The organism is Tabrizicola flagellatus (assembly GCF_046295235.1).
GTDB lineage: Bacteria > Pseudomonadota > Alphaproteobacteria > Rhodobacterales > Rhodobacteraceae > Tabrizicola > Tabrizicola flagellata_A.
Genome location: NZ_JBKBLV010000026.1, coordinates 1 through 19,269, shown reverse-complemented (window position 1 = coordinate 19,269; position 19,269 = coordinate 1). Strand labels below are relative to the sequence as shown.

The following is a 19,269-nucleotide window of genomic DNA, read 5'->3' as shown; positions in this document are numbered from 1 at the left end:
GCCTTAGACCGGCTTTCCGTGTCTAGCGTTGATTGAGGTCAAGCGGAAGTCAGGCGCGCAGGCGGGCCTGATAATGATGCGCCCGCCAGTCGGCCCGGAACTGCCATTGCTCGGCAGGCTGGCGGGCGGCGAGGTCATCGGGGATCTCGGCCCCGTCGAACCCAACCCGGCGGAGCATCGCGAACTGGTCTGCGATCACCGGACCCAAGGCCAGAAGCTGCCCGCGATAGCCCATCTCGCGCAGGCGGCGGGCGATGGTGAAGGCGCGACCGTCATTGAAGGCGGGGAAGGCCACGCGGATGAGCCGCAGCCGGTCGATATGCCCCGCCAGCGCGGCGGGGTCGTCAGTGTTCAACAGGTCCACGGCGGTCTGATCGGTCAGGTCGTCCAGGGCCACGACCTCGGCCTCGGTTCCCGGGCCGAAGCCCGCATCGGTCACGACAACGCTCATGCGGCGTTCTCCTTGGGGGTTCGCACGGCCTTGCCGTCGATGAAATGGATGCCGCATTCGGTCTTGGCCTGTCCGCGCCAGCGGCCTGCACGGGGGTCTTCGCCGGGCTTCACCGGGCTGGTGCAGGGGGCGCAGCCGATGGAAGGGTAGCCCCTGGCCACCAAGGGATGCCGGGGCAGGCGGTTTTCCACCATGTATTCCTCGATGTCCTCGCGGCCCCAATGCGCGAGCGGGTTGACCTTGATACGGAAGTCGCCCTCGTTCTCGAAAAAGTCGATCGTGCCCCGGTCCGCGTTCTGGAACCGCTTGCGGCCGGTGATCCAGCCGTCGAAGGGCGCAAGCGCGCGTTCCAGGGGTTCCACCTTGCGCACGGCGCAGCAGGCGTCGGTGTTGAACTGGTGCAGGGTCCCGTCCGGGTCCTCGAAGCTGACCCGCGCCGGATTGGCCCGGATCGTGCGGATGTCGCAGAGGTGCAGCTTCTCGGCCAGTTCCCGTTGATAATCCAGCGTTTCCTGGAACAGCATCCGGGTGTCGATGAAGAGGACCGGCGTCTCGGGCGCGATGACCGAGACGAGGTGAAGAAGCACGACCGACTCCGCCCCGAAGGATGAAACCAGCGCCACCCGGCCCAGGTCGTCGTCCTTCAGCGCATGTTCCAGCACGGCCGTCGCCGAATGGTGCTTGTAGCGCGCGTTCAGCGCCGCGACACGCCCGGCCACCGGGCCTTCGTGGCGCCCGTGATGGCCGGCGTCACGCGGCATCCCGTTCCCCTTCGGCGTCGTAGAGCGCGGCCTTGAACGGCTCCATCCCGACCCGGCGGAAGGCCTGCAGGAAGGTTTCCGACGGCTCCAGCCGCAGGTCGAGATAGGCACGCAGGATGCGTTCGATGGCCGGCACGATCTCGTCAAAGGCAAAGCCAGGGCCGGTCTTTTCGCCGATCACCGCGTCCTCGGTGCCATCGCCGCCAAGGGTGATCTGGTAGTTCTCCACCCCTGCCCTGTCGAGGCCGAGGATCCCGATATGGCCGACATGGTGGTGCCCGCAGGCGTTGATGCAGCCCGAGATCTTGATCTTCAGCGGGCCGATCTCGTGCTCCAGCTTCAGCGCCTCGAAATGGGTGGCCAGTTCCTGCGCCACGGGGATCGAGCGGGCTGTGGCCAGCGCGCAGTAGTCCATGCCGGGGCAGGCGATGATGTCGGAGAGAAGCCCGACATTGGCGGTGCCGAGACCTGCCTTGACCAGCTGGGCGTGCAGGGCGGGCAGGTCCGACTTGTGGACATGCGGCAGGATCACGTTCTGTTCGTGGCTGATCCGCAAGTCGGAATGGCCATAGCGTTCGGCCAGATCGGCGATGAGCCGCATCTGGTCGCTGGTCGCGTCGCCCGGGGTTGCCCCATGCGCCTTCAGGCTGATCGTGACGATGGCATACTGGTCGTTGCGGTGCCGGGTCAGGTTGGTGTCGGCCCAGGCGCGGAAGACCGGGTCGGCCTTATGGAAGGCGTCGTAGGCATCCGTGGGCGCGTTGCGGAAGGCGGGGGGCGCGAAGGCCTGCCGGATCTCGGCCAAGAGCTTCTGGTCGGCGCCGCCGAAGAGGGGGCGCAGTTGGGCAAAGCGGGCCTCGATCATCTCGGTGATCGCCTCGCGGCCGGTCTCGTGCACGGTGATCTTGATGCGCGCCTTGTACTTGTTGTCCCGGCGGCCAAGCGTGTTGTAGACGCTGAGGACGGCCTCGACGTAAGGCAGCAAGTCCGCCTCGGGCAGGAAGTCGCGGACGGTGACGCCGATCATCGGGGTCCGGCCCAGACCGCCGCCGACGATGACCTCGAAACCGGGCTCGCCCGCCGCGTTGCGGACCATGCGCAGGCCGATGTCATGTGCCTTGGTCACGGCGCGGTCGTTCGGGCTGCCGGTGATGGCGATCTTGAACTTGCGCGGCAGGAACTGGAATTCCGGGTGGTCGGTGGACCATTGGCGAAGGAGTTCGGCGTAAGGCCGGGGGTCGTCGATTTCATCCGCGGCGGCGCCGGCGAAATGGTCGGCGGTGACGTTCCTGACGCAGTTGCCGGAGGTCTGGATCGCGTGCATCTCGACATCGGCCAAGGCCGAGAGGATCGCGGGCACGTCGGGCAGTTTCGGCCAGTTGAACTGGATGTTCTGCCGAGTGGTGAAATGGCCGTAGCCCTTGTCCCAGGTGTCGGCGATGTAGGCCAGTTGCCGCATCTGGCGGGGCGAAAGCGAGCCATAAGGGATCGCCACCCGCAGCATGTAGGCGTGCAGTTGCAGGTAAAGCCCGTTCATCAGGCGCAGCGGACGGAACTCCTCCTCGGTCAGGCTGCCGTCGAGGCGACGCGCGACCTGCTGACTGAACTGCGCGACGCGGGCGCGGACGAAAGCTTCGTCGAAATCGGAGTAGGAATACATCGCGTCCTCAGCTGGCCAGATCGGCTTGCTTGCCGTGGTGGTAGTTGGAAGGGCCGCGGGTGCGGAATTCCTCGCGGAAATGGGTGGGCTCGGGGCCCTTCCGGCCGGGGCGGGCATCGGCCAGGTAGGCGCCGACGATGGCCAGCTTCTGCGCATTGGCATGCAGGAGCCGCATCTGGGCATGCGCCTCGTCCTCGATCAGTTCCGCCTCGTGGTGGAAGGTCGACCAGCGGTCGTCGGCGGTCAGATAGACCACGTCGCCCTCCCGCAGGCGGTTGGCGGTGACGACCTTGGGGGTGAAACGGCGGCTCATCGGGGCCCTCGGGGACTGGAAATCTGCCCTGAATATAGAATACTTTCCTGTTCCGGGGCCAGAGTGCCTTGCAGATAAGGACGGATGTTCCGATACTGCTGGCAAGGGGAACCCGTGTTCCGGGAATGGGGGGAAATAAGGAATGAGCGCCGCGCTGGACGATCTGGACCGGAAAATCCTGTCCGAGCTTCAGGCCGATGCCGAGCAGTCGCTGGACGAGATCGCCCGGAAGGTGGGCTCGTCCAAGACGCCGGTGTGGAACCGGATCCGCCGGATGCGCGAGCAGGGGGTGATTACCCGGACCACCGCGATCCTCGACCCCGAGGCGTTGGGATTGGAGGCCTGCTTCTTCGTCCTGATCCGCACGAGCGAGCACGAGGCTGAGTGGCAGCGCAGGTTCCTCAAGGCGCTGCGCGAGCGGCCCGAGGTGCTGGAAGCGCACCGGCTGGCCGGCGACATCGACTATATCCTGAAGGTGCGGGTGAAGAACGCGCGGGCCTATGACACCTTCTACCAGGCCCTGATTTCCGAGGTGAAGATCTACAACGTGACCGCGCTGTTGAGCATGGAGGAGATCAAGTCCACCACCGTGCTGCCGGTATGACCTGGCTCCGGCCCGCGGGGGCATTCTGCCCCCGCACCCCCTGAAAGTATTTGGGAAAAGGGCAAGGGCAGGTCAGCGGCGGACGATGAGGTGCCGCAGGCCGTGGAAGTGGAACACGTCGGCATAGCGCGGCGGCTCGGCCAGGGTCAGGCCGGGGCAGCGGCGGAACAGGATCGGCAGGGCGATCTGCAGTTCGAGGCGGGCGAGCGGCGCGCCGACGCAGAAATGCAGGCCCGCGCCGAAGGTGGTGATGGATTTCGCGGGCCGGGTCGGGTCGAATCGGGCGGGATTGTCCCAGGCGCCGGGATCGCGGTTGGCCATGGCGAGGAGGAGGCCGACCTGGTCGCCGCGGCGGAAGGTATGGCCCATGACCTCGACGTCCTCGTAGGCCCAGCGCGTGAACATGTGCAGCGCCGGATCGAAGCGGAGGATTTCCTCGACCGTCGCCTCCACGGCCTCTGGGGCGAGGGCCTTGGGGGGCGTGGCGGTTTCCAGAAGCGCCTTGACCCCGTTGCCGATGGTGTGGACGGTCGCCTCGTGCCCGGCGTTCAGGAGAAGGATGCAGGTCGAGATCAGCTCATCGGTCGAAAGGCGCTCCCCCTCCATCTCGGCGGCGATCAGCTGGGTGATCAGGTCGTCGGCGGGACGCGCGCGGCGCTGGTCGATATAGCCGCGCAGGAAAGTGACGAAGGCCTCGGTCGCGGCGACGGCACGATCCTCGATGGCGCGGGTGCGCCCGGCCATGTACATGCCGACCATCGCGTTCGACCAGCGCAGGAGATCCGGCGCCATCTCTTCGGGCACGCCAAGGAGGCGGGCGATGATGCGGACGGGCAGGGGCTGGGCGAAGGCCTGCAACAGGTCGAAATCGCCCGCGGGAAAGGCGCCGATCAGCTCTTCGGCCAGTTCGGTGATGTCGGGGGCGAGGCCCGCGATCCGGCGCGAGGTGAAGGCGCGCAGGACCAGGTTGCGCAGGCGCGTGTGGCGGGGCGGTTCCAGTTCCAGCATGGAATGCGCCTCGACCGCGTAGAAGGGGGCGAGATGCGGCGGGATGACGGGCGGCTCGATCGGCTCGCGCCCGAAGCGGCGGTCGCGGAAGATCGCGTTCACCGCGGCGGCATTGCCGGTGCAGGTCAGGTTGTAATCCTCCCAGCGGAAGAAGGGGCCAAGTGCGCGGGCGCGTTCGTAGAACGGGTAGGGGTCCTGCACGAAGGCGGGATCGGTGGGGGATTGCGAAAGGGTCTGCATCATCGGGGTCTGGAGGAGAGGCCCGGGGCGATCAGCCCCTGGGCGATGAGGGCGCCGGTAACGACGATCGCCGCGCCCAGCGTCTGGCCCCAGTTCCAGGGGCCGCCAAGCAGGAAGACCATCAGCATGACGTAGAACGGCACCGCGTTCATGTGCATCGAGGCAGCACCAATGCCGATGCGGCCGACCGAGATGATCCACAGAAGCTGGCTGAGCGCCATCGAGCCGATGCCGAAGATCGCCAGTCCCCCGAACTCGGCCGGGCCGATGGCCGCCCAGTCCGGCCAGGTGCCGCGGATCAGCCCATCCCCCAGCGCCACGATGAGCGCCACCACCGCGCAACCCGCGACGGTGATCGACACCCGGCCTAGCGGCGTGAGTTCGGGAAGCGCCTTCACCGTCTCGCGCGAGCCCCAGGTGTAGAGCGTGACCGAGGCCAGCGCGGCGAGGACCCCGAGACCGAAGTCCACCTGGCCCTCGGCTCCGCTGACGGCAATGAGGCCACCGATCAGGGACAGCGCAAGGCCCAGGGCCAGGGCGCGGGTGACGGGGCGCTTGTCGGCGAGGCATTCCAGCAGGATTCCGACCACCGGCATCGCGGCCGAGACGATGGCCACGGTGACGGGGTCGTTGAACTGCAAGGCGATGATGACGAAGAACGAGGCGAGGCCCAGCGTGACGAAGCCGACCCAGGCACCCCGCGCCCAGTTGGCGCGGGTCACGGTGCCAAGACCCTCGACCGCGATCCAGCAGGGCAGGAGGACGAGGGCAGCCAGAGTGGTCCGCGCCGCCGTCAGTGCAATGGGCGGCATGTGCGGGATGATGAGGTCGGCGGCGGGCAGGCCCGCGGCCCAGACCACCATCGAGGCCAGACATATCAGATTCGCGGTCAGGACCGACCGGCGCGCTTCGGGGGAAATCGCGGTCATTCGGGAAAGCTAGGCGCAGCGGCCGGCGCAGGCTGATGCATCAGCGACAGGCCATGTCGTCAGGCGGCCGAAAGCGCCTCGACGATCGCGCCGAAATCGGCGGCCTTGAGGCTTGCCCCACCGACGAGTGCCCCGTCCACATGAGGGACCGCGAAGATGTCGGCGGCATTCGACGGCTTGACGGACCCGCCGTAAAGGATGCGGACCTTTTCGGCCTCGGGCCCGATCAGCCCGCGCAGGCGGCCGCGGAGAAAGCCGTGCACCTCGGCGATCTCGGCCAGGGTTGGGGTGCGGCCGGTGCCGATGGCCCAGACCGGTTCATAGGCCACGACCAAGTTCGCCGCTGTCGCGCCCCCCGGGATCGAGCCGTCGAGCTGGCTGCCGATCACGGCAAGCGTCTTGCCCGCGTCACGCTCGGCTTCGGTTTCGCCGATGCAGACGATGGCGGTCAGTCCGCCATCGACCACCGCCTCGGCCTTGGCACGCACCAGGGCGTCCGTCTCGCCATGGTCGGTGCGGCGTTCGGAATGGCCCACGATGACATGTGTCGCCCCCGCATCGCGCAGCATGGCGACGGAGATGTCTCCGGTATGGGCGCCCTGCGGCTTGGGGTGGCAGTCCTGCGCGCCGACCTTCAGCGCCGTGCCGCGCGCCTGCGCCGCCATGGCGGCAATCAGCGTCGCGGGCGGGCAGAGCAGCATCTCGCAGGCAGGCCGGGGATGCCCTTCCAGAAGCGCCGTCACCTCGGCCAGCGAGGCCATGGTTCCGTTCATCTTCCAGTTTCCGGCGGCGAGCTTCTTCATCTGTCTGGTCCTCGTGCAGTCGGCACACGCCTAGCTTGAAGCGCCGGAAAGGAAAAGGCCACAGATCGGCAACACTGCGTTCATCGGCATGGGCTGGCTGAGAAGACCGGAGGTCAGGCGCCGGCGGCGTCGCGGAACTTGATCGATTCACCGCAGCCGCAGGCCTCGACCACGTTGGGGTTGCGGAACTTGAAGCCGCTTTCGATCAGCCCGGTCTCGTAGTCGATCTCGGTGCCGATCAGGAACATCTGCGCCATGGGGGCGATCATCACCCGGGCGCCGTCCTGTTCCACCACCTCATCCAGCGGGTTGACCGAGGTGACGTATTCCATGGTGTATTCCATGCCCGCGCAGCCGCCCTTCTTGACGCCGATGCGCAGTCCCTGGCTGCCCTCGCGCTGCATCAGCCGGGCGATCTGCCCTGCGGCGGCGGGGGTGAGGGTGACGGCGGCCTTGCCGGGAATGCCGAACATGGGGGAACTCCTTTGGCCGTAATCTAGGGCGTCGCGGGCGGAATTCCAAGCGGGGGCTGCAGCGCAAGACCGGCGAGCGTTGCATAGGCGACCACCAGCGCCCATCCGAACGAGGCGAGCGTGCCGATGATGACATATTCCGACAGTGCCCGGTCCTCCTTCAGCGCGCCATAGCGCAGGATCGACTTGGCGGCCATCAGAAGGCCCACGCCCTGCGGCTGGCCGATCAGGACGAGGACGAAGATCAGCCCGCGTTCCAGAAGCCCGATCACCCGGCCCGCGCCGGGTAGGCCCTCGGCCCCGGTGCCCTCGGCCAGGCTGGCAGCGAAGGGCTGCATCAGGAGACCGACCGCGAACCCCCCCGCGCGGGTGGCGAGGAGGAAGCCGGTCGCCAGCACCATGAGCGCGGGCAGGTGGCTTGTCGGCAAGGCCACCTCGTCGGACCACAGACCGCTGCCGAGGATGCCGCCATCATCGCCCGTCACGATTGCCCCCGGAGCCCAGAGCCCCTCGGCCCAGAGACCGGGGAGCCAGAGCGCCAGCGCGATCAGGCTGGCAAGGTGCAGCGCCTGGTCGATCAGGAAGGGCGCAAGGCCCCCGAGGGCCGGCGAGGTTCGGGTCAGGATCAGCTTTCCGGCGTCGATCGCGATGTGGACAAGGGCCAGCACCAGCAGCGCCGGGTGCAGGGTTCCGGTGGCTGCGATGGCGGTCGCAAGGACCACAGCCCCGTGCAGGCCCAGGGCGAGGGGATTGCTCTTGTTGGCGACCATCCAGTGGGTCTGGAACACGAAGTCCGCGAGGACATGGGCGAAGACCAGTGCGATGAGGGTTTCGGTCATGGGGTGCCGCTCCCTCCGTCGCGCGCCTTCTGGGTTTCCCATCGACGCAGGACCGATGCAATGGTCGCACAGCCTGCGCCGCGGACGCGATCGTTCACGGCTTGCGGGCTGATGCCCAGTTGCGCCCCGATGTCGGACAGGGTGCGGACCCTGTCCACGGATGCCAGCTGGAGTGCCGCCGCTTCGGCCTGCGGTCCCGTCCAGCGCCCGATCCGTTCGCCCAGAAGGTCGGCAATCATCTGATCCTGCGGGATCACGCCTGATCCTTCGATGCCGAGGGTCCGGGCATCGCCCAGAGTGTCGAGCCCGCGTCCCGACCTCTCGAACGCTTCGCCCGAGGCGTCCGCGAGGCTGTCCGTCCCGCGCCGCTCGATGGCGCCGATGCCGATGAAGATCCGGGTCCGGAGCCCGATCGCGATGAGCCGGGCCTGGAGGACGACAGCGGCGCGCAAGGCATGAGGCGGGTGGGCGAGGACCATCTGCCAGCCGTCCCCGCGGTACCGGGTGAACCGGGGATCCTGCGGTGGTGAGGACCAGCTGCCGATATTCCGGGCGGTCTCGTGCAGGGTCTGCATGGCGCGGTCAATCAATCCGGCCGGGTGCCGGGTTGACGCAACCAGATCGCCGGTCAGGACTGCTGCGGGGCCGATAGGCATGAACAACCGGACCTTGATGAACGGATCATCAAGTCCTAAAGCTTTAAAATAAAGAAATCAAGTCCTGTGACCTGATGCTTACATGAACCCCAGTTCCAGCCGGGCCTCGTCGGACATCATGTCCATGCCCCAGGGCGGGTCGAAGGTCATGTTCACGTCAACCTGCTTGACCCCCGGCAGCGGCTCCACCGCGTTGGCGACCCAGCCCGGCATCTCGCCCGCCACCGGACAGCCGGGGGCGGTCAGGGTCATGGTGATCTCGACTTCGTTCTCCTTGCCGATCTCGATCGTGTAGACCAGGCCGAGGTCGAAGATGTTCACCGGGATCTCGGGATCGAAGACCGTGCGGCAGGCCTCGACGATCTGCGGATAGAGCGGATGGTCGGTGCTCGAGGGCTTGATCAGCGGCTTGCCCTCAGTCTGGTCCTGCATGGCGCGGTCTCGGCGGTTCGGGATGTTGACCGATTATATAGGGAATGGCCCGGTCAAGGTCCAGTGCCGCCGGACAGCGCGGGAGACCCCGATCAGAACGGGATCTCGTCGTCCATGTCCGAGCGCGCGCCGCCGCCGCCCGACCCGCCGCCAAAGCCACCGCGCCCGCCGCCGGACGCGCCGCCGCCGTAGCCGCCGCCCTGACCGCCGTCATCATAGCCGCCGCGATCGTCATAGCCGCCACTGCCGCCCGAGCCGCCCTCGCCGCGCCCGCCGAGGAGCGTCAGGTTGCCGTTGTAGGGCCGCAGCACGATTTCGGTGGTGTACCTGTCCTGCCCGGACTGGTCCTGCCACTTGCGGGTTTCCAGCGCGCCCTCGATGTAGACGGTCGAGCCCTTCTTCAGATACTGCTCGGCGATCTTGCCCAGCGCCTCGTTGAAGATGGCGACGGAATGCCACTCGGTGCGTTCCTTGCGCTCGCCCGTGTTGCGGTCGCGCCAGGTTTCCGTGGTGGCGATGCGCAGGTTCACCACCTTGCCGCCGTTCTGGAAGCTGCGCACCTCGGGGTCGCGGCCGAGGTTGCCGATGAGAATGACCTTGTTGACCGACCCCGCCATGCGAATCTCCCTTGCGTGTCTCCGGGGCAGCCTCGCCGCGGATGGTTAAGAAACCTATACCGTCCTTTCCGGCGCCTGCAACCGAGCCATCGGGGCGCATCGCCGGGCCGCAGGAGCCCGCGGCAAATCGCGACTGGAAAATTCCGGCGACATGGCTATAGTCGCGCGGGTCGTGACAGGGGCTATCCGGACGGGGTGGGCGTGGATTTCGGACTTCGCATCGTCGGCCGTGCTGCGGTGGTCGCCGCACTGGCGCTGTGTGCTCCGAAAGCCGGCCTGGCCGAGGGGCTGAACCTCAGCGGCTCGACCAAATCGCGAACCTCGATCTTCAAGTCGCAATCCGACCTGATCGACAAGAAGCTGTCGAAACAATACAGCGGCTCGGTCAAGCTGACGCCGAAGTACAAGAAGGGCGAGGAGGTGGCCGAGGCCAAGGGCATCCCGGCCTATCGCGGCAGCTACAAGGGCGCCTATCTCGAGGTCGCCAAGACCGCAGCGCGCAAGCATGGCGTGCCTGAGGACCTGTTCCTGCGCCTCGTGCAGCAGGAAAGCGGCTGGAACCCGGTCGCGGTGTCGGTGAAGGGGGCGACGGGACTGGCGCAGCTGATGCCCGAGACGGCGAAGGTGCTTGGCGTGGACATCCACGACGCCGAGCAGAACCTGGAAGGTGGAGCGCGCTACCTGCGGATGATGTTCGACAAGTTCGGCACCTGGGAACTGGCGCTGGCGGCATACAACGCCGGACCGGGCGCGGTGGAAGAGCACGACGGCATCCCGCCCTTCGAAGAGACCAAGACCTACGTGAAGGCGATCCTGGGCTAGGGTTGGTGGGCAGATGGCCCGCCCCGCAACTCCGCAGGTCTATTCTGCCGCGATCTTGATCACCGGCTCCATCGTCGCGAGCACTTCGGCCGACAGGTGGCACTTGATCTGGTGCCCGCCCGCCAGCATCTGCACCGGCGGCACCTCGCGGTCGCAGAGCCCGCCCGGGACCTGGGATTTCCAGCGGCAGCGGGTCTGGAACGGGCAGCCGGGCGGCGGGTTCACCGCCGAGGGGATGTCGCCCTCAAGCACGATGCGCTTGCGTTCCACCTTGGTGTCGGCGATCGGCACGGCGGACAGAAGCGCCTCGGTATAGGGGTGGTAGGGGGGTGAGAAGACCTGATCGGTCGTACCCATCTCGACCACATGGCCGAGATACATCACCATCACGCGGTCAGAGAGATAGCGCACGATCGACAGGTCGTGGCTGATGAACAGCAGCGTGGTCTTGTTCTCGCGCTGGATGTCCATCAGTAGGTCGGTGACGGCCGCCTGGACCGACACGTCGAGGGCCGAGACAGGTTCGTCCGCCACCACGACCTTCGCTCCGCCGGCAAAGGCCCGGGCAATGCCCACGCGCTGCTTCTGCCCGCCCGAGAGTTGCCGCGGCATCCGGTCGGCGAAGGCGCGGGGGAGTTTCACCAGGTCCAGAAGTTCCAGCATCCGCTGGTGGCGTTCGGCGTCGGACTTGCCGAACTTGAAGATCTCCAGCGCCCGGATGATCTGGCGACCCACGGTCATCGAGGGGTTCAGCGTGTCGAAGGGGTTCTGGAACACCATCTGCACCTGGGAGACGGTGTCGGTGTTCCGCTTCTGGATCGGGGTGGACTGCACGTTCTCGTCGAACAGCATGATCGAGCCCGACGTCGCGGTTTCCAGCCCCATCAGCACCTTGGCGAAGGTGGACTTGCCGCAGCCCGACTCGCCCACGATGGCCAGCGTCTCGCCCTCGCGCGCCTCGAAGGACAGCGTCTCGTTCGCCTTCACCACCTTGGAGGCCCCGCCGCCGAAGGCGCCGGTCGAGACGTTGTAGTACTTGCGCAGGTCCTCCATCTTGAGCACGACATCGCCGATGGCGGCCTTTTCCTTCACCTCGCGCTTGGCGGGCGGGGCGGACCAGTCGATTTCCTGCCAGCGCAGGCAGCGCGTGTCGTGGCGGTCGTCGCCAGGAACATGCGCCATGGGAATTTCGGTCTCGTCGCAGCGGCCCTTCTCGAAATAGTCGCAGCGCGGGCCGAAGTTGCAGCCCTTGGGCCGTTCGTGGGGCAGGGGGAAGTTGCCGGGGATGCTGATGAGCGGGCGCGCGTTCTTGTCGGCGCCGGGCAGCGGGATCGAACGGAACAGCGCCTGAGTATAGGGGTGGCGCATCTTGTCGAAGACCTCGGTGACGCTGCCGGTCTCGACCGCTTCGCCGGAATACATGACGCAGATCCGGTCGCAGACATCCATCACCAGCCCGAGGTTGTGGCTGATGAACAGCATCGAGGTGCCGTATTTCTTGCCCAGTTCCTTGACCAGATCGACGATCCCGGCCTCGACCGTCACGTCAAGCGCGGTGGTGGGTTCGTCGAGGATCAGAAGCGCGGGCTTGGCCATCAGCGCCATGGCGATGACGATCCGCTGCTGCTGGCCGCCCGACAGCTGGTGGGGGTAGCTGTTGATGATGCGGTCGGGGTCGGGCAGGCGCACGTCGGCGACGATCTGGCGGGCAAGCTTCCAGGCCTCGTCCTTCGACATGCCGGAATGCAGCATCGGCACTTCGGCCAGCTGCGCGCCGATCTTCATCGCCGGGTTCAGGCTGGCCATCGGCTCTTGGTAGATCATCGCGATCTCGCTGCCGCGGATGTGGCGCAGCTCCTCGTCGTCCATCTTCGCGAGGTCGCGGCCCTTGAACTTCATCGACCCCGCGACGATCCGGCCGGTCTTGCCAAGCTCGCGCATTACCGCCAGCGCGACGGTGGACTTGCCGCAGCCGGATTCGCCGACCAGGCCCATCGCCTCGCCCGGCATGACCGTGCAGGAGAAATCCATCACCGCAGGAATCTCGCGCAGGCGGGTGAAGAACGAGATCGACAGATGCTCGATCTCCAGGATCGGCTGCGAGGGGTCCCAGGTGCTGCTGGCGGCGCTGCTGGCAGAGGCTGTCATGGCATCAATCCTTCAGGCTTTCTTCGCGCAACCCGTCGGCCAGGAGGTTCAGGCCGAGGACGAGGCTCATCAGCGCAAGGGCCGGGGTGACGGCGGGATGGGGGAAGAGGTTCAGAAGCTTGCGCCCGTCGTCGATGGTAGACCCCCAGTCCGGGCTGTCCGGGGAGACGCCGAGACCGAAGAAGCCCAGCGTACCGAGGAGGATCGTGGTGTAGCCAATCCGCAGGCAGAAATCGACGATCAGCGGGCCGCGAGCGTTGGGCAGGATTTCCCACAGCATGATGTACCAGGGCCCTTCGCCCCGGGTCTGGCCGGCGGCCACGTAGTCGCGCGCCTTGATGTCCATGACAAGGCCGCGGACGATTCGGAACACGCCGGGCGAGTTCACGAAGACGACCGAGACGAAGACGTTCAGCATGTTCGGCTGCATCGACCAGACGCCCAGCGGGTCGCGGTTGAAGGCAAGGCCGGAATAGGCCCAGAGACCGATCAGCAGCGTCAGGCCGACATAGATGTTGCGCTTGGTCGGGTCAGTGTAGAAGCGGCTGTTGAACAGCACCATCAGGAAGATGATCGGGAAGATGAACAACAGCGCCGCCAGCACGACCGGGATGCCGGTGTTGCGGATCTCGGGCGTGACCAGCAGGTAGAACAGCAGGATCACCGGGAAGGCGAGGACCAGGTTCGCGAGGAACGAGATGACGGTATCCAGCTTGCCGCCGAAATAGCCGGCAGGCAGGCCGAGCGTGATCCCGACCATGAAGGCGAAGAGGGTCGCGGCCGGGGCGATCTTCAGCACCTCGCGCGCGCCCATGACCATCCGGCTGAAAACGTCGCGGGCCAGGTGGTCGCCTCCCAGAAGATACCAGCCATAGGCGCTGTCGGGCGCAGCGATCCCGGGGGGCTTGTTCTTCAGGCCGGAAAGCTGGGCGAAGGCGTCATGGGTGACGATCACATCGGCGAAGATCGCGGTGAAGACCCAGAACATCACGATGGCAAAGCCGATCATGCCCACGGTGGAATCGAAGAGCTTGCCGTAAAGCCCGAGCCTGCGGCGAAAGCGCAGCGACAGGACGAAGGTCGCGGCCAGTGCCGCCCAGACCGGCCAGAACCGCACCGCCATGGCGCCGAGGATCCCGGCCTCGACCGGCGAGGGCATGACTGCGCCGGCCGCCAGCATGAAGAAGATCGCGGCGACGGCCGCGAAGAAGCTGTAGCGGATGCCGAGCGAGGCGAATTCGCCGGGCGAGCGGGCCGTGATCGTGCCATCGGCAGCGGGCAGGCGCGGCCCGTCGAGCCCGGCAAGGACGAACAGGAGTTTGGCCATCAGGCCAAGCGCCAGGGCGAGGAGGGCGATCTGCAACAGCGGCAGAAGCAGGGTGCCTGCGGTTCCGGTCCAGGTCAGCTGATCCATTATGCGCTCTCCCTCAGGCCAGCCGGATACGGGGATTCAGGAAGACATAGCCGATGTCCGAGATCAGCTGCGTCAGAAGGACGACGACCACCGCCACGACCGAACAGGCCAGCAGCAGCGGGATGTCGTTGTTCGAGGCCGCCTGCACCAGCGTCCAGCCGAAGCCCTTGTAGTTGAACAGGCTTTCCACGATCACGACGCCGTTCAGAAGCCAGGGGAACTGCAGCATGATGACGGTGAAGGGCGCGATCAGCGCGTTCCGCAGCGCGTGCTTCATCACGACGCTGCGGAAAGGCACCCCCTTCAGCCGGGCGGTCCGGATGTATTGCTGCGTCATCACCTCGGTCATCGAGGCGCGGGTCATCCGCGCGATGTAGCCGATGCCATAGAGCGCGATGGTCATCACCGGCAGGGTGAAATTCCAGAAGGTGATCTTGTCCATCGCCGAGGTCGCCGAGGCCAGGAACAGGGTCTTGTTCGGCTCGATCAGCCCGTAGCTGGCCAGAAGTGGCGAGAGGCCGGTCGATGCGGTGGCAAGCAGTGCGACCAGGATCACGCCCGAGACATATTCCGGCGTCGCCGTGGTGGCGATCGAGAAGGTGGACAGTGTGCGGTCGGTCGCCGAGCCTTCACGCATCCCCGACAGGACGCCCAGAAGCAGCGAAGTCGGGACCATCACCAGCATCACCGCCAGCATGAGCCAGCCGGTGGCCGCCAGCTTGCCGCCCAGGGACGAGGCAACGGGTGCCTTGAAGAAGGTCGAATATCCCCAGTTGCCCTGCAATATGCCGCAGAAACGGGGCGCGGCGGCTGCGTGCTGACCGATCTGGAAGCAGCGGCCGCGCGACTGGCCCTTCTCGTCGGTATAGGTCCAGCCCGGCACCACGCCCAGCCACTGGCCATAGCGCAAGAAGACCGACCCGGAATGGCCGTTCTTCACGATCCAGTCGGCGACCGCCTCGTCGGTCATGCGCACGGACCCCTCGGTCCGGGCCAGCTTTTCCAGGTTGGGCGGCAGGTTGGTCAGGTAGAAGACCACGAAGGTCAGGGCGATGGCGGTCAGGAGCACGACTCCCAGACGCCGGAGCACGAACAGTCCCATGCCGGTCCCCTTTGGTTATGCTTTTTGGGAGGGGCGCGAGTGTCGCGCCCCTGTCCGTCGTTTCAACCCCTTCGGTCGATCAGGCCATCGACCACTTGTAGTGGTGATGCTCGAAGGCCGGGTGATGGGCGAGGCCGGCAAAGCCGTCCTTGTGGTGGCTGAACAGCGACCGCGAGAACGGGTTGATGATGTAGCCTTCCTCTTGCAGGATCGTGCCCATCTTGGCCGCCAGTTCCCGCCGCTTGTCGGCGTCGGCCAGCGACAGGGCCTGGGCCATCAGCGCGTCGAACTCGGGGTTCGCCATGCCGGTTTCGTTCCAGGACCCGGTCGAGGTGTAGGCGAGGCTCATGTTCTGCACGGCGAGCGGCCGGTGGTTCCAGGTCGTGGACGAGAAGGGATACTTCTGCCAGTCGTTCCAGAAGGTCGAGCCCGGCATGACCGTGTGCTTGATGTTCATGCCCGCGTCCCTGAGCTGGGCCTGCACCGCAGCCGTGGTCGCGGCTTCCCAGCCGTCATCCAGCGAGATCACCTCGAACTCGGCATCCTTGAGGCCAGCCGCTTCCAGCGCAGGCATCAGCCCGGCCGGGTTGATCGTCTGCTTCGGCAGCTCGGGATATTCCGGGTGGATCGGGAACATGTGGTGGTTCTCGCCCGTCGCGCCGAGGTTGTTGTAGCCAAGCTCCAGCACCACCTTCGGATCGACCGCCAGCTGGACCGCCGAGCGGACCGCCTTGTCCTTGTAGAGATCCGAGTTCGAGTTCATCCGCACCACGATGGTCGAGGCGGTGACGAGTTCCTCCTTCACCAGGCCCATGCCGTCGAGGATGTCGATGAATTCGCCGACCGATTCATAGTTCGCGTCCACCTCGTCCGACGAGAAGAGCGCGACCATGGCAGCCGGGTCGGTGCCGAAGTCGATGTAGTGGATCTCGTCCAAGGGCGCGGTGCCGCCCCACCAGGTGTGGTTCGGCGCGCGCACGAGGATCGCGCGCTGGCCGACCGAAACCTCTTGCGGGTAGTAGGGCCCGGTGCCGATCGGGTTGGTGGAGGGGTCCTGGCCATCCTGGAACGAGGAATGGACCACGGCGGCCGGGTAGTCGGCGAGGTTCGGCACCACGGCGATGTCCGAGGCGGTCAGGTTAAGCTGCACCGTCATGTCGTCCACCTTGACCACGGCGCCGTCGCGCAGGGTCTTGGTGTCGGGGTTGACGAGGCCAGGGAAGCGCGAGGCCATCGCGTTGCCCTCGACGTTGCCGTCGGTCCAGCGGGCGAAGTTGCGCACCACGTCATCGGCGGTGAAGGGGTCGCCATTGTTCCAGGTCACGCCGGGGCGGACCTTCAGCGTGTACTGGGTCGCGTCCTCGTTGGCTTCCCAGCTTTCCAGAAGCCGGCCCTCGAACGAACCGTCGTTGTTGTACTGGATCAGGTATTCCAGCCAGCCGCGATAGATGTTGGCGATCTGCGGCCAGTCGGCCAGGCGCGGGTCCTTGGTGCCCTTCACTTCCATCGCCACGCGGATCTTGCCGCCGACCTTGGCCTCTTGCGCCTGGGCGGGGGCGGGCATGCCGATCAGCCCGTAGGCCGCCGCCGCCGACACGCCCAGCGCCGTGGTGCGGGTCAGGAACTCGCGGCGGCTGAGCTTGCCCTCGGCATATTCGCCGGCATACATCCGCGCGGCCGGATGCAGGTCGCGCTCGCTGTTGAAGTCCTTCATCATCGTCTCCCTGTGAGTTTTTTCTTTGCTTGCGGTGGTGTCGCCACCCCTCTGGATCCGCCCTGACCGCGATCAGCGGGCCAGATCGACCGTCCAGACGATTGCACACCCCTTGCCCGCATTGCGCATCTTTTTCGGCAATCCGTCAACGACTGCTTTCGACCAATGATATCGCATTTGCGACATTGGGTGGTCGAAAACAGACTGCGGACTGTCGCGATCGGATCACCCCGCGCGGCGGAAGGCGGTGGGGGACTTTCCGGTCACATGCTGGAAGGCGCGGGTAAAGTAGGCGGGCGAGTTGAAGCCCAGCTGTTCGGCGATCCGGCCCACGGGAATTCGGGTTTCCGCCAGGAGCTTGCGCGCCTCGAAGATCCGCCGGTCCTGCAGGAGGGCCGAGGCCGGGCGCCCGCAGGCGGCGTTGCAGCAACGCGTCAGATGGGTGGGCGTGACGCCCAGCGCGGCGGCAAAATCGGCGACGTTCATGCCGGTGCGGAAGTTGCGTTCCAGAAGCGCGGTATAGCGCGCCACCAGCCGGCGCGTCGCGTCCTGGCGCGGCGCCTCGAGCGGGTCGGCCTTGCGCACCTGGCGTTCCAGCCAGACGCCGAGGAGACCGACATAGGCCTCGGTCGCGCGGTCATGGGCGGGCGTGTCGCTTTCCAGCTCGCGCAGAATCGAATCAAGCAGGACGTTCACTTCCTGCTGGGCATGGACCTCGCGGATCCGCAGGTGCTGCGGCGTCTTGGGCAGGACCACCTTCGGATCGCGGCCGAAGAAGACGGCGGTGCCGAAAACCTGGGGGCCCGCCTCGAAGCCGTGCATGACGCCCGCGGGGATGAAGATCGCATTATGTGCCGTGTAGCCGCGCGTCACCCCCGAGATCGTGATACGGCCCTGGCCTTTCGTGAACCACAACAGGCAGGGCTCCGAAAGCGACCGCATCGCCTCGACCCGCCAGCGGCCACCGGAGGCCAGGCGCGGAATGGCGACGAGACGCAGTTGCGAGGCAGGCGTGGCGATGGGCATGTTCACTCAGATCCCGTGGCAGAGGCGCTGACGAACGCAGTTAAGCAGGGCCGCGACCGCAACCCAAGCACTTTCAGAGGCGCCGGGCAGACTTGTCCACGGATGTTCCATTTTTCTGTGCAAAAGGCTGTGGATAAGTTGGAAACCGCTGCAACTTTCCCGGGCAAGCCAATGTCAGGGAAGGGAAACCTGCCGCCAGTCCTTCATGTTCGATCTGAACCAGGTCCGTTGCCGTTTGGCATATTGCCGGCTGGCCAGCGTGGCGGCCTGGGTGGCCTCGTCCAGCGTCGTTTCCCCCCGCAGATGGGCGATCAGTTCCGGCCCGCCGATCGCCTTCGCGGAGGGGCGTCGCGGGTCCCAGTCCGCCAGGTTCGCCCGCGCCTCATCAAGCGCGCCTTCGGTTAGCATCTGGTGAAAGCGCCGGTCGATCCGGGCGTTCAGCCAGGGAACCTCGGGCACGAGGACCAGGGCCTCGGCGCGGTCGCGGCGCACGAGAGGCGCGGGCGTGTCCGCCTGCCAGGCGGCAAGGCCCAGCCCGGTGGCGCGCAGCACCTCCCAGGCGCGCTGGACGCGGACGGGATTCTGGCGGTCGATCCGCGCGGCGGTCTCCGGGTCGAGTTCGGCCAGAAGCGCCTCGTGCCCCTCGGCGGCGCGGCGAGCATCGGCTTCGGCGCGGACTTCGGGCGGGACCTCGGGCACCTCGGCCAGCCCGCGGGTGAGCGCATTGAAGTTGAGACCCGTCCCGCCAACGATCACCACCGGGCGGTCGAGGAGGGGCGCTACCTCGCGCAGCCAGTGGCCGACGGAATAAGGTGCGTCGGGCGGGACGTGACCGTAGAGCGCATGAGGCAGGGCGGCCTCGTCGGCGGGCGAGGGGCGGGCGGTCAGGATGCGCCAGTTGGCATAGACCTGAAGCGCATCGGCGTTGACGATCAGGCGGTTGTCGCGCGCGGCAAGCTCCATCGCCAGCGCCGACTTGCCGCTGGCCGTGGGACCGGCGATCAGGACCGGCGCCTCGCGCGAGATAAGGGCGGTCTGCACTTGGAAACCCCGGTTGAACCTGCCGCGGTTTTGCGACATTTTGCGGCCCAGTCCAAACAAGAAAACGACATGCAGGGGTCCCATGGCGGAGACAGCCACCAGATACAGCCGCGTCATGCTGAAGATTTCCGGCGAGGCGCTGATGGGGGACCAGGGCTATGGCCTGCATCCGCCGACCGTGGCGCGCATCGCCGAAGAGGTGAAATCGGTCCGCGA

General features: G+C 66.6%; 20 protein-coding genes and 1 pseudogene. 3 read left to right on the top strand and 18 right to left on the bottom strand.

The features are described from left to right. Positions 1–49: 49 nt before the first annotated feature. Genes ACK4IU_RS12395 through ACK4IU_RS12380 form a run of 4 tightly spaced genes read right to left on the bottom strand, consistent with a single transcriptional unit; the run spans position 50 to position 3,185 of the window. Positions 50–451, bottom strand: coding sequence for a DUF934 domain-containing protein (locus tag ACK4IU_RS12395; RefSeq protein WP_409735588.1), 402 nt, complete (start codon positions 449–451; stop codon positions 50–52). Further along, positions 448–1,212 (bottom strand): phosphoadenylyl-sulfate reductase, encoded by a 765-nt coding sequence (locus tag ACK4IU_RS12390; RefSeq protein ID WP_409735585.1) that lies wholly within the window; start codon positions 1,210–1,212, stop codon positions 448–450. Before ACK4IU_RS12390 ends, ACK4IU_RS12395 begins: the two co-directional genes overlap by 4 nt. Next, positions 1,202–2,872 carry a nitrite/sulfite reductase gene (locus tag ACK4IU_RS12385; protein WP_409735583.1) on the bottom strand — a complete coding sequence of 557 codons (1,671 nt, stop codon included), beginning with the start codon at positions 2,870–2,872 and terminating at the stop codon, positions 1,202–1,204. Before ACK4IU_RS12385 ends, ACK4IU_RS12390 begins: the two co-directional genes overlap by 11 nt. A 7-nt stretch (positions 2,873–2,879) precedes the next feature. Further along, a complete protein-coding gene (locus ACK4IU_RS12380; protein WP_409735581.1) occupies positions 2,880–3,185 on the bottom strand; it encodes a DUF2849 domain-containing protein in 306 nt (101 codons plus the stop codon). A 142-nt stretch (positions 3,186–3,327) separates the two neighbouring features. Between ACK4IU_RS12380 and ACK4IU_RS12375 the strand changes: the two genes are divergently transcribed. Further along, complete coding sequence (locus tag ACK4IU_RS12375) at positions 3,328–3,789, top strand: Lrp/AsnC family transcriptional regulator (protein WP_409735579.1); 462 nt, start codon at positions 3,328–3,330, stop codon at positions 3,787–3,789. A 72-nt stretch (positions 3,790–3,861) separates the two neighbouring features. Here the strand turns inward: ACK4IU_RS12375 and ACK4IU_RS12370 are convergent, their stop codons facing one another. From ACK4IU_RS12370 to ssb, 8 genes are all read right to left on the bottom strand, one after another. After that, on the bottom strand, positions 3,862–5,037 hold the full coding sequence (locus ACK4IU_RS12370; RefSeq protein ID WP_409735576.1) for a cytochrome P450: 1,176 nt from the start codon (positions 5,035–5,037) through the stop codon (positions 3,862–3,864). After that, on the bottom strand, positions 5,037–5,966 hold the full coding sequence (locus ACK4IU_RS12365; protein WP_409735573.1) for a DMT family transporter: 930 nt from the start codon (positions 5,964–5,966) through the stop codon (positions 5,037–5,039). Before ACK4IU_RS12365 ends, ACK4IU_RS12370 begins: the two co-directional genes overlap by 1 nt. A gap of 59 nt (positions 5,967–6,025) precedes the next feature. Continuing rightward, entirely contained in the window at positions 6,026–6,769 is a 744-nt protein-coding gene (tpiA, locus tag ACK4IU_RS12360) for a triose-phosphate isomerase (RefSeq protein ID WP_409735570.1), read from the bottom strand. Positions 6,770–6,882: 113 nt separating this feature from the next. Next, positions 6,883–7,242: a HesB/IscA family protein gene (locus tag ACK4IU_RS12355; protein WP_409735567.1), complete on the bottom strand. Its 360-nt coding sequence runs from the start codon at positions 7,240–7,242 to the stop codon at positions 6,883–6,885. 23 nt (positions 7,243–7,265) lie between these two features. Then, positions 7,266–8,081 (bottom strand): DUF3307 domain-containing protein, encoded by an 816-nt coding sequence (locus tag ACK4IU_RS12350; RefSeq protein ID WP_409735565.1) that lies wholly within the window; start codon positions 8,079–8,081, stop codon positions 7,266–7,268. After that, positions 8,078–8,656 carry a hypothetical protein gene (locus ACK4IU_RS12345; RefSeq protein ID WP_409735562.1) on the bottom strand — a complete coding sequence of 193 codons (579 nt, stop codon included), beginning with the start codon at positions 8,654–8,656 and terminating at the stop codon, positions 8,078–8,080. Before ACK4IU_RS12345 ends, ACK4IU_RS12350 begins: the two co-directional genes overlap by 4 nt. 159 nt (positions 8,657–8,815) lie before the next feature. Then, positions 8,816–9,169 (bottom strand): SUF system Fe-S cluster assembly protein, encoded by a 354-nt coding sequence (locus ACK4IU_RS12340; protein WP_409735559.1) that lies wholly within the window; start codon positions 9,167–9,169, stop codon positions 8,816–8,818. Positions 9,170–9,261: 92 nt separating this feature from the next. Next, positions 9,262–9,786 carry a single-stranded DNA-binding protein gene (gene ssb / locus ACK4IU_RS12335; RefSeq protein WP_409735556.1) on the bottom strand — a complete coding sequence of 175 codons (525 nt, stop codon included), beginning with the start codon at positions 9,784–9,786 and terminating at the stop codon, positions 9,262–9,264. A 195-nt stretch (positions 9,787–9,981) separates the two neighbouring features. Here ssb and ACK4IU_RS12330 point away from each other — a divergent pair, with 195 nt between their 5' ends. Continuing rightward, entirely contained in the window at positions 9,982–10,608 is a 627-nt protein-coding gene (locus ACK4IU_RS12330) for a lytic transglycosylase domain-containing protein (protein ID WP_409735553.1), read from the top strand. Positions 10,609–10,647: 39 nt separating this feature from the next. On the opposite strand, the gene ACK4IU_RS12325 is transcribed toward ACK4IU_RS12330, so the two are convergent. The 6 genes from ACK4IU_RS12325 to miaA all read right to left on the bottom strand — a co-directional run bounded on the left by ACK4IU_RS12325 (position 10,648) and on the right by miaA (position 19,092). Then, positions 10,648–12,756 carry a dipeptide ABC transporter ATP-binding protein gene (locus ACK4IU_RS12325; protein ID WP_409735551.1) on the bottom strand — a complete coding sequence of 703 codons (2,109 nt, stop codon included), beginning with the start codon at positions 12,754–12,756 and terminating at the stop codon, positions 10,648–10,650. A 4-nt stretch (positions 12,757–12,760) separates the two neighbouring features. Beyond that, positions 12,761–14,170, bottom strand: a complete 1,410-nt coding sequence (locus ACK4IU_RS12320) for an ABC transporter permease (protein WP_409735548.1) — start codon at positions 14,168–14,170, stop codon at positions 12,761–12,763. A gap of 13 nt (positions 14,171–14,183) precedes the next feature. Continuing rightward, a complete protein-coding gene (locus tag ACK4IU_RS12315) occupies positions 14,184–15,272 on the bottom strand; it encodes an ABC transporter permease (RefSeq protein ID WP_409735545.1) in 1,089 nt (362 codons plus the stop codon). A gap of 79 nt (positions 15,273–15,351) precedes the next feature. After that, entirely contained in the window at positions 15,352–16,989 is a 1,638-nt protein-coding gene (locus tag ACK4IU_RS12310) for an ABC transporter substrate-binding protein (protein ID WP_409735542.1), read from the bottom strand. 222 nt (positions 16,990–17,211) lie between these two features. Continuing rightward, on the bottom strand, positions 17,212–18,012 hold the full coding sequence (locus ACK4IU_RS12305; RefSeq protein ID WP_149586805.1) for an AraC family transcriptional regulator: 801 nt from the start codon (positions 18,010–18,012) through the stop codon (positions 17,212–17,214). A 174-nt stretch (positions 18,013–18,186) separates the two neighbouring features. Beyond that, positions 18,187–19,092, bottom strand: coding sequence for a tRNA (adenosine(37)-N6)-dimethylallyltransferase MiaA (gene miaA / locus ACK4IU_RS12300; RefSeq protein WP_409735539.1), 906 nt, complete (start codon positions 19,090–19,092; stop codon positions 18,187–18,189). 43 nt (positions 19,093–19,135) lie between these two features. Between miaA and pyrH the strand changes: the two are divergent. Then, positions 19,136–19,269 (top strand): annotated as a pseudogene (pyrH, locus tag ACK4IU_RS12295) (UMP kinase); the annotation flags it as partial.

Excerpts from the sequence above, each read along its gene's own strand:
- ACK4IU_RS12385 (WP_409735583.1), bottom strand. The coding sequence starts at position 2,872 with ATGTATTCCTACTCCGATTTCGACGAAGCTTTCGTCCGCGCCCGCGTC.
- ACK4IU_RS12350 (WP_409735565.1), bottom strand. The coding sequence starts at position 8,081 with ATGACCGAAACCCTCATCGCACTGGTCTTCGCCCATGTCCTCGCGGAC.
- ACK4IU_RS12325 (WP_409735551.1), bottom strand. The coding sequence starts at position 12,756 with ATGACAGCCTCTGCCAGCAGCGCCGCCAGCAGCACCTGGGACCCCTCG.
- ACK4IU_RS12345 (WP_409735562.1), bottom strand. The coding sequence starts at position 8,656 with ATGCAGACCCTGCACGAGACCGCCCGGAATATCGGCAGCTGGTCCTCA.
- ACK4IU_RS12370 (WP_409735576.1), bottom strand. The coding sequence starts at position 5,037 with ATGCAGACCCTTTCGCAATCCCCCACCGATCCCGCCTTCGTGCAGGAC.
- ACK4IU_RS12355 (WP_409735567.1), bottom strand. The coding sequence starts at position 7,242 with ATGTTCGGCATTCCCGGCAAGGCCGCCGTCACCCTCACCCCCGCCGCC.
- ACK4IU_RS12320 (WP_409735548.1), bottom strand. The coding sequence starts at position 14,170 with ATGGATCAGCTGACCTGGACCGGAACCGCAGGCACCCTGCTTCTGCCG.
- ACK4IU_RS12340 (WP_409735559.1), bottom strand. The coding sequence starts at position 9,169 with ATGCAGGACCAGACTGAGGGCAAGCCGCTGATCAAGCCCTCGAGCACC.
- ACK4IU_RS12315 (WP_409735545.1), bottom strand. The coding sequence starts at position 15,272 with ATGGGACTGTTCGTGCTCCGGCGTCTGGGAGTCGTGCTCCTGACCGCC.
- ACK4IU_RS12310 (WP_409735542.1), bottom strand. The coding sequence starts at position 16,989 with ATGATGAAGGACTTCAACAGCGAGCGCGACCTGCATCCGGCCGCGCGG.
- ACK4IU_RS12375 (WP_409735579.1), top strand. The coding sequence starts at position 3,328 with ATGAGCGCCGCGCTGGACGATCTGGACCGGAAAATCCTGTCCGAGCTT.
- ACK4IU_RS12305 (WP_149586805.1), bottom strand. The coding sequence starts at position 18,012 with ATGCCCATCGCCACGCCTGCCTCGCAACTGCGTCTCGTCGCCATTCCG.
- ACK4IU_RS12390 (WP_409735585.1), bottom strand. The coding sequence starts at position 1,212 with ATGCCGCGTGACGCCGGCCATCACGGGCGCCACGAAGGCCCGGTGGCC.
- ACK4IU_RS12365 (WP_409735573.1), bottom strand. The coding sequence starts at position 5,966 with ATGACCGCGATTTCCCCCGAAGCGCGCCGGTCGGTCCTGACCGCGAAT.
- ssb (WP_409735556.1), bottom strand. The coding sequence starts at position 9,786 with ATGGCGGGGTCGGTCAACAAGGTCATTCTCATCGGCAACCTCGGCCGC.
- ACK4IU_RS12395 (WP_409735588.1), bottom strand. The coding sequence starts at position 451 with ATGAGCGTTGTCGTGACCGATGCGGGCTTCGGCCCGGGAACCGAGGCC.
- ACK4IU_RS12380 (WP_409735581.1), bottom strand. The coding sequence starts at position 3,185 with ATGAGCCGCCGTTTCACCCCCAAGGTCGTCACCGCCAACCGCCTGCGG.
- tpiA (WP_409735570.1), bottom strand. The coding sequence starts at position 6,769 with ATGAAGAAGCTCGCCGCCGGAAACTGGAAGATGAACGGAACCATGGCC.
- miaA (WP_409735539.1), bottom strand. The coding sequence starts at position 19,092 with ATGTCGCAAAACCGCGGCAGGTTCAACCGGGGTTTCCAAGTGCAGACC.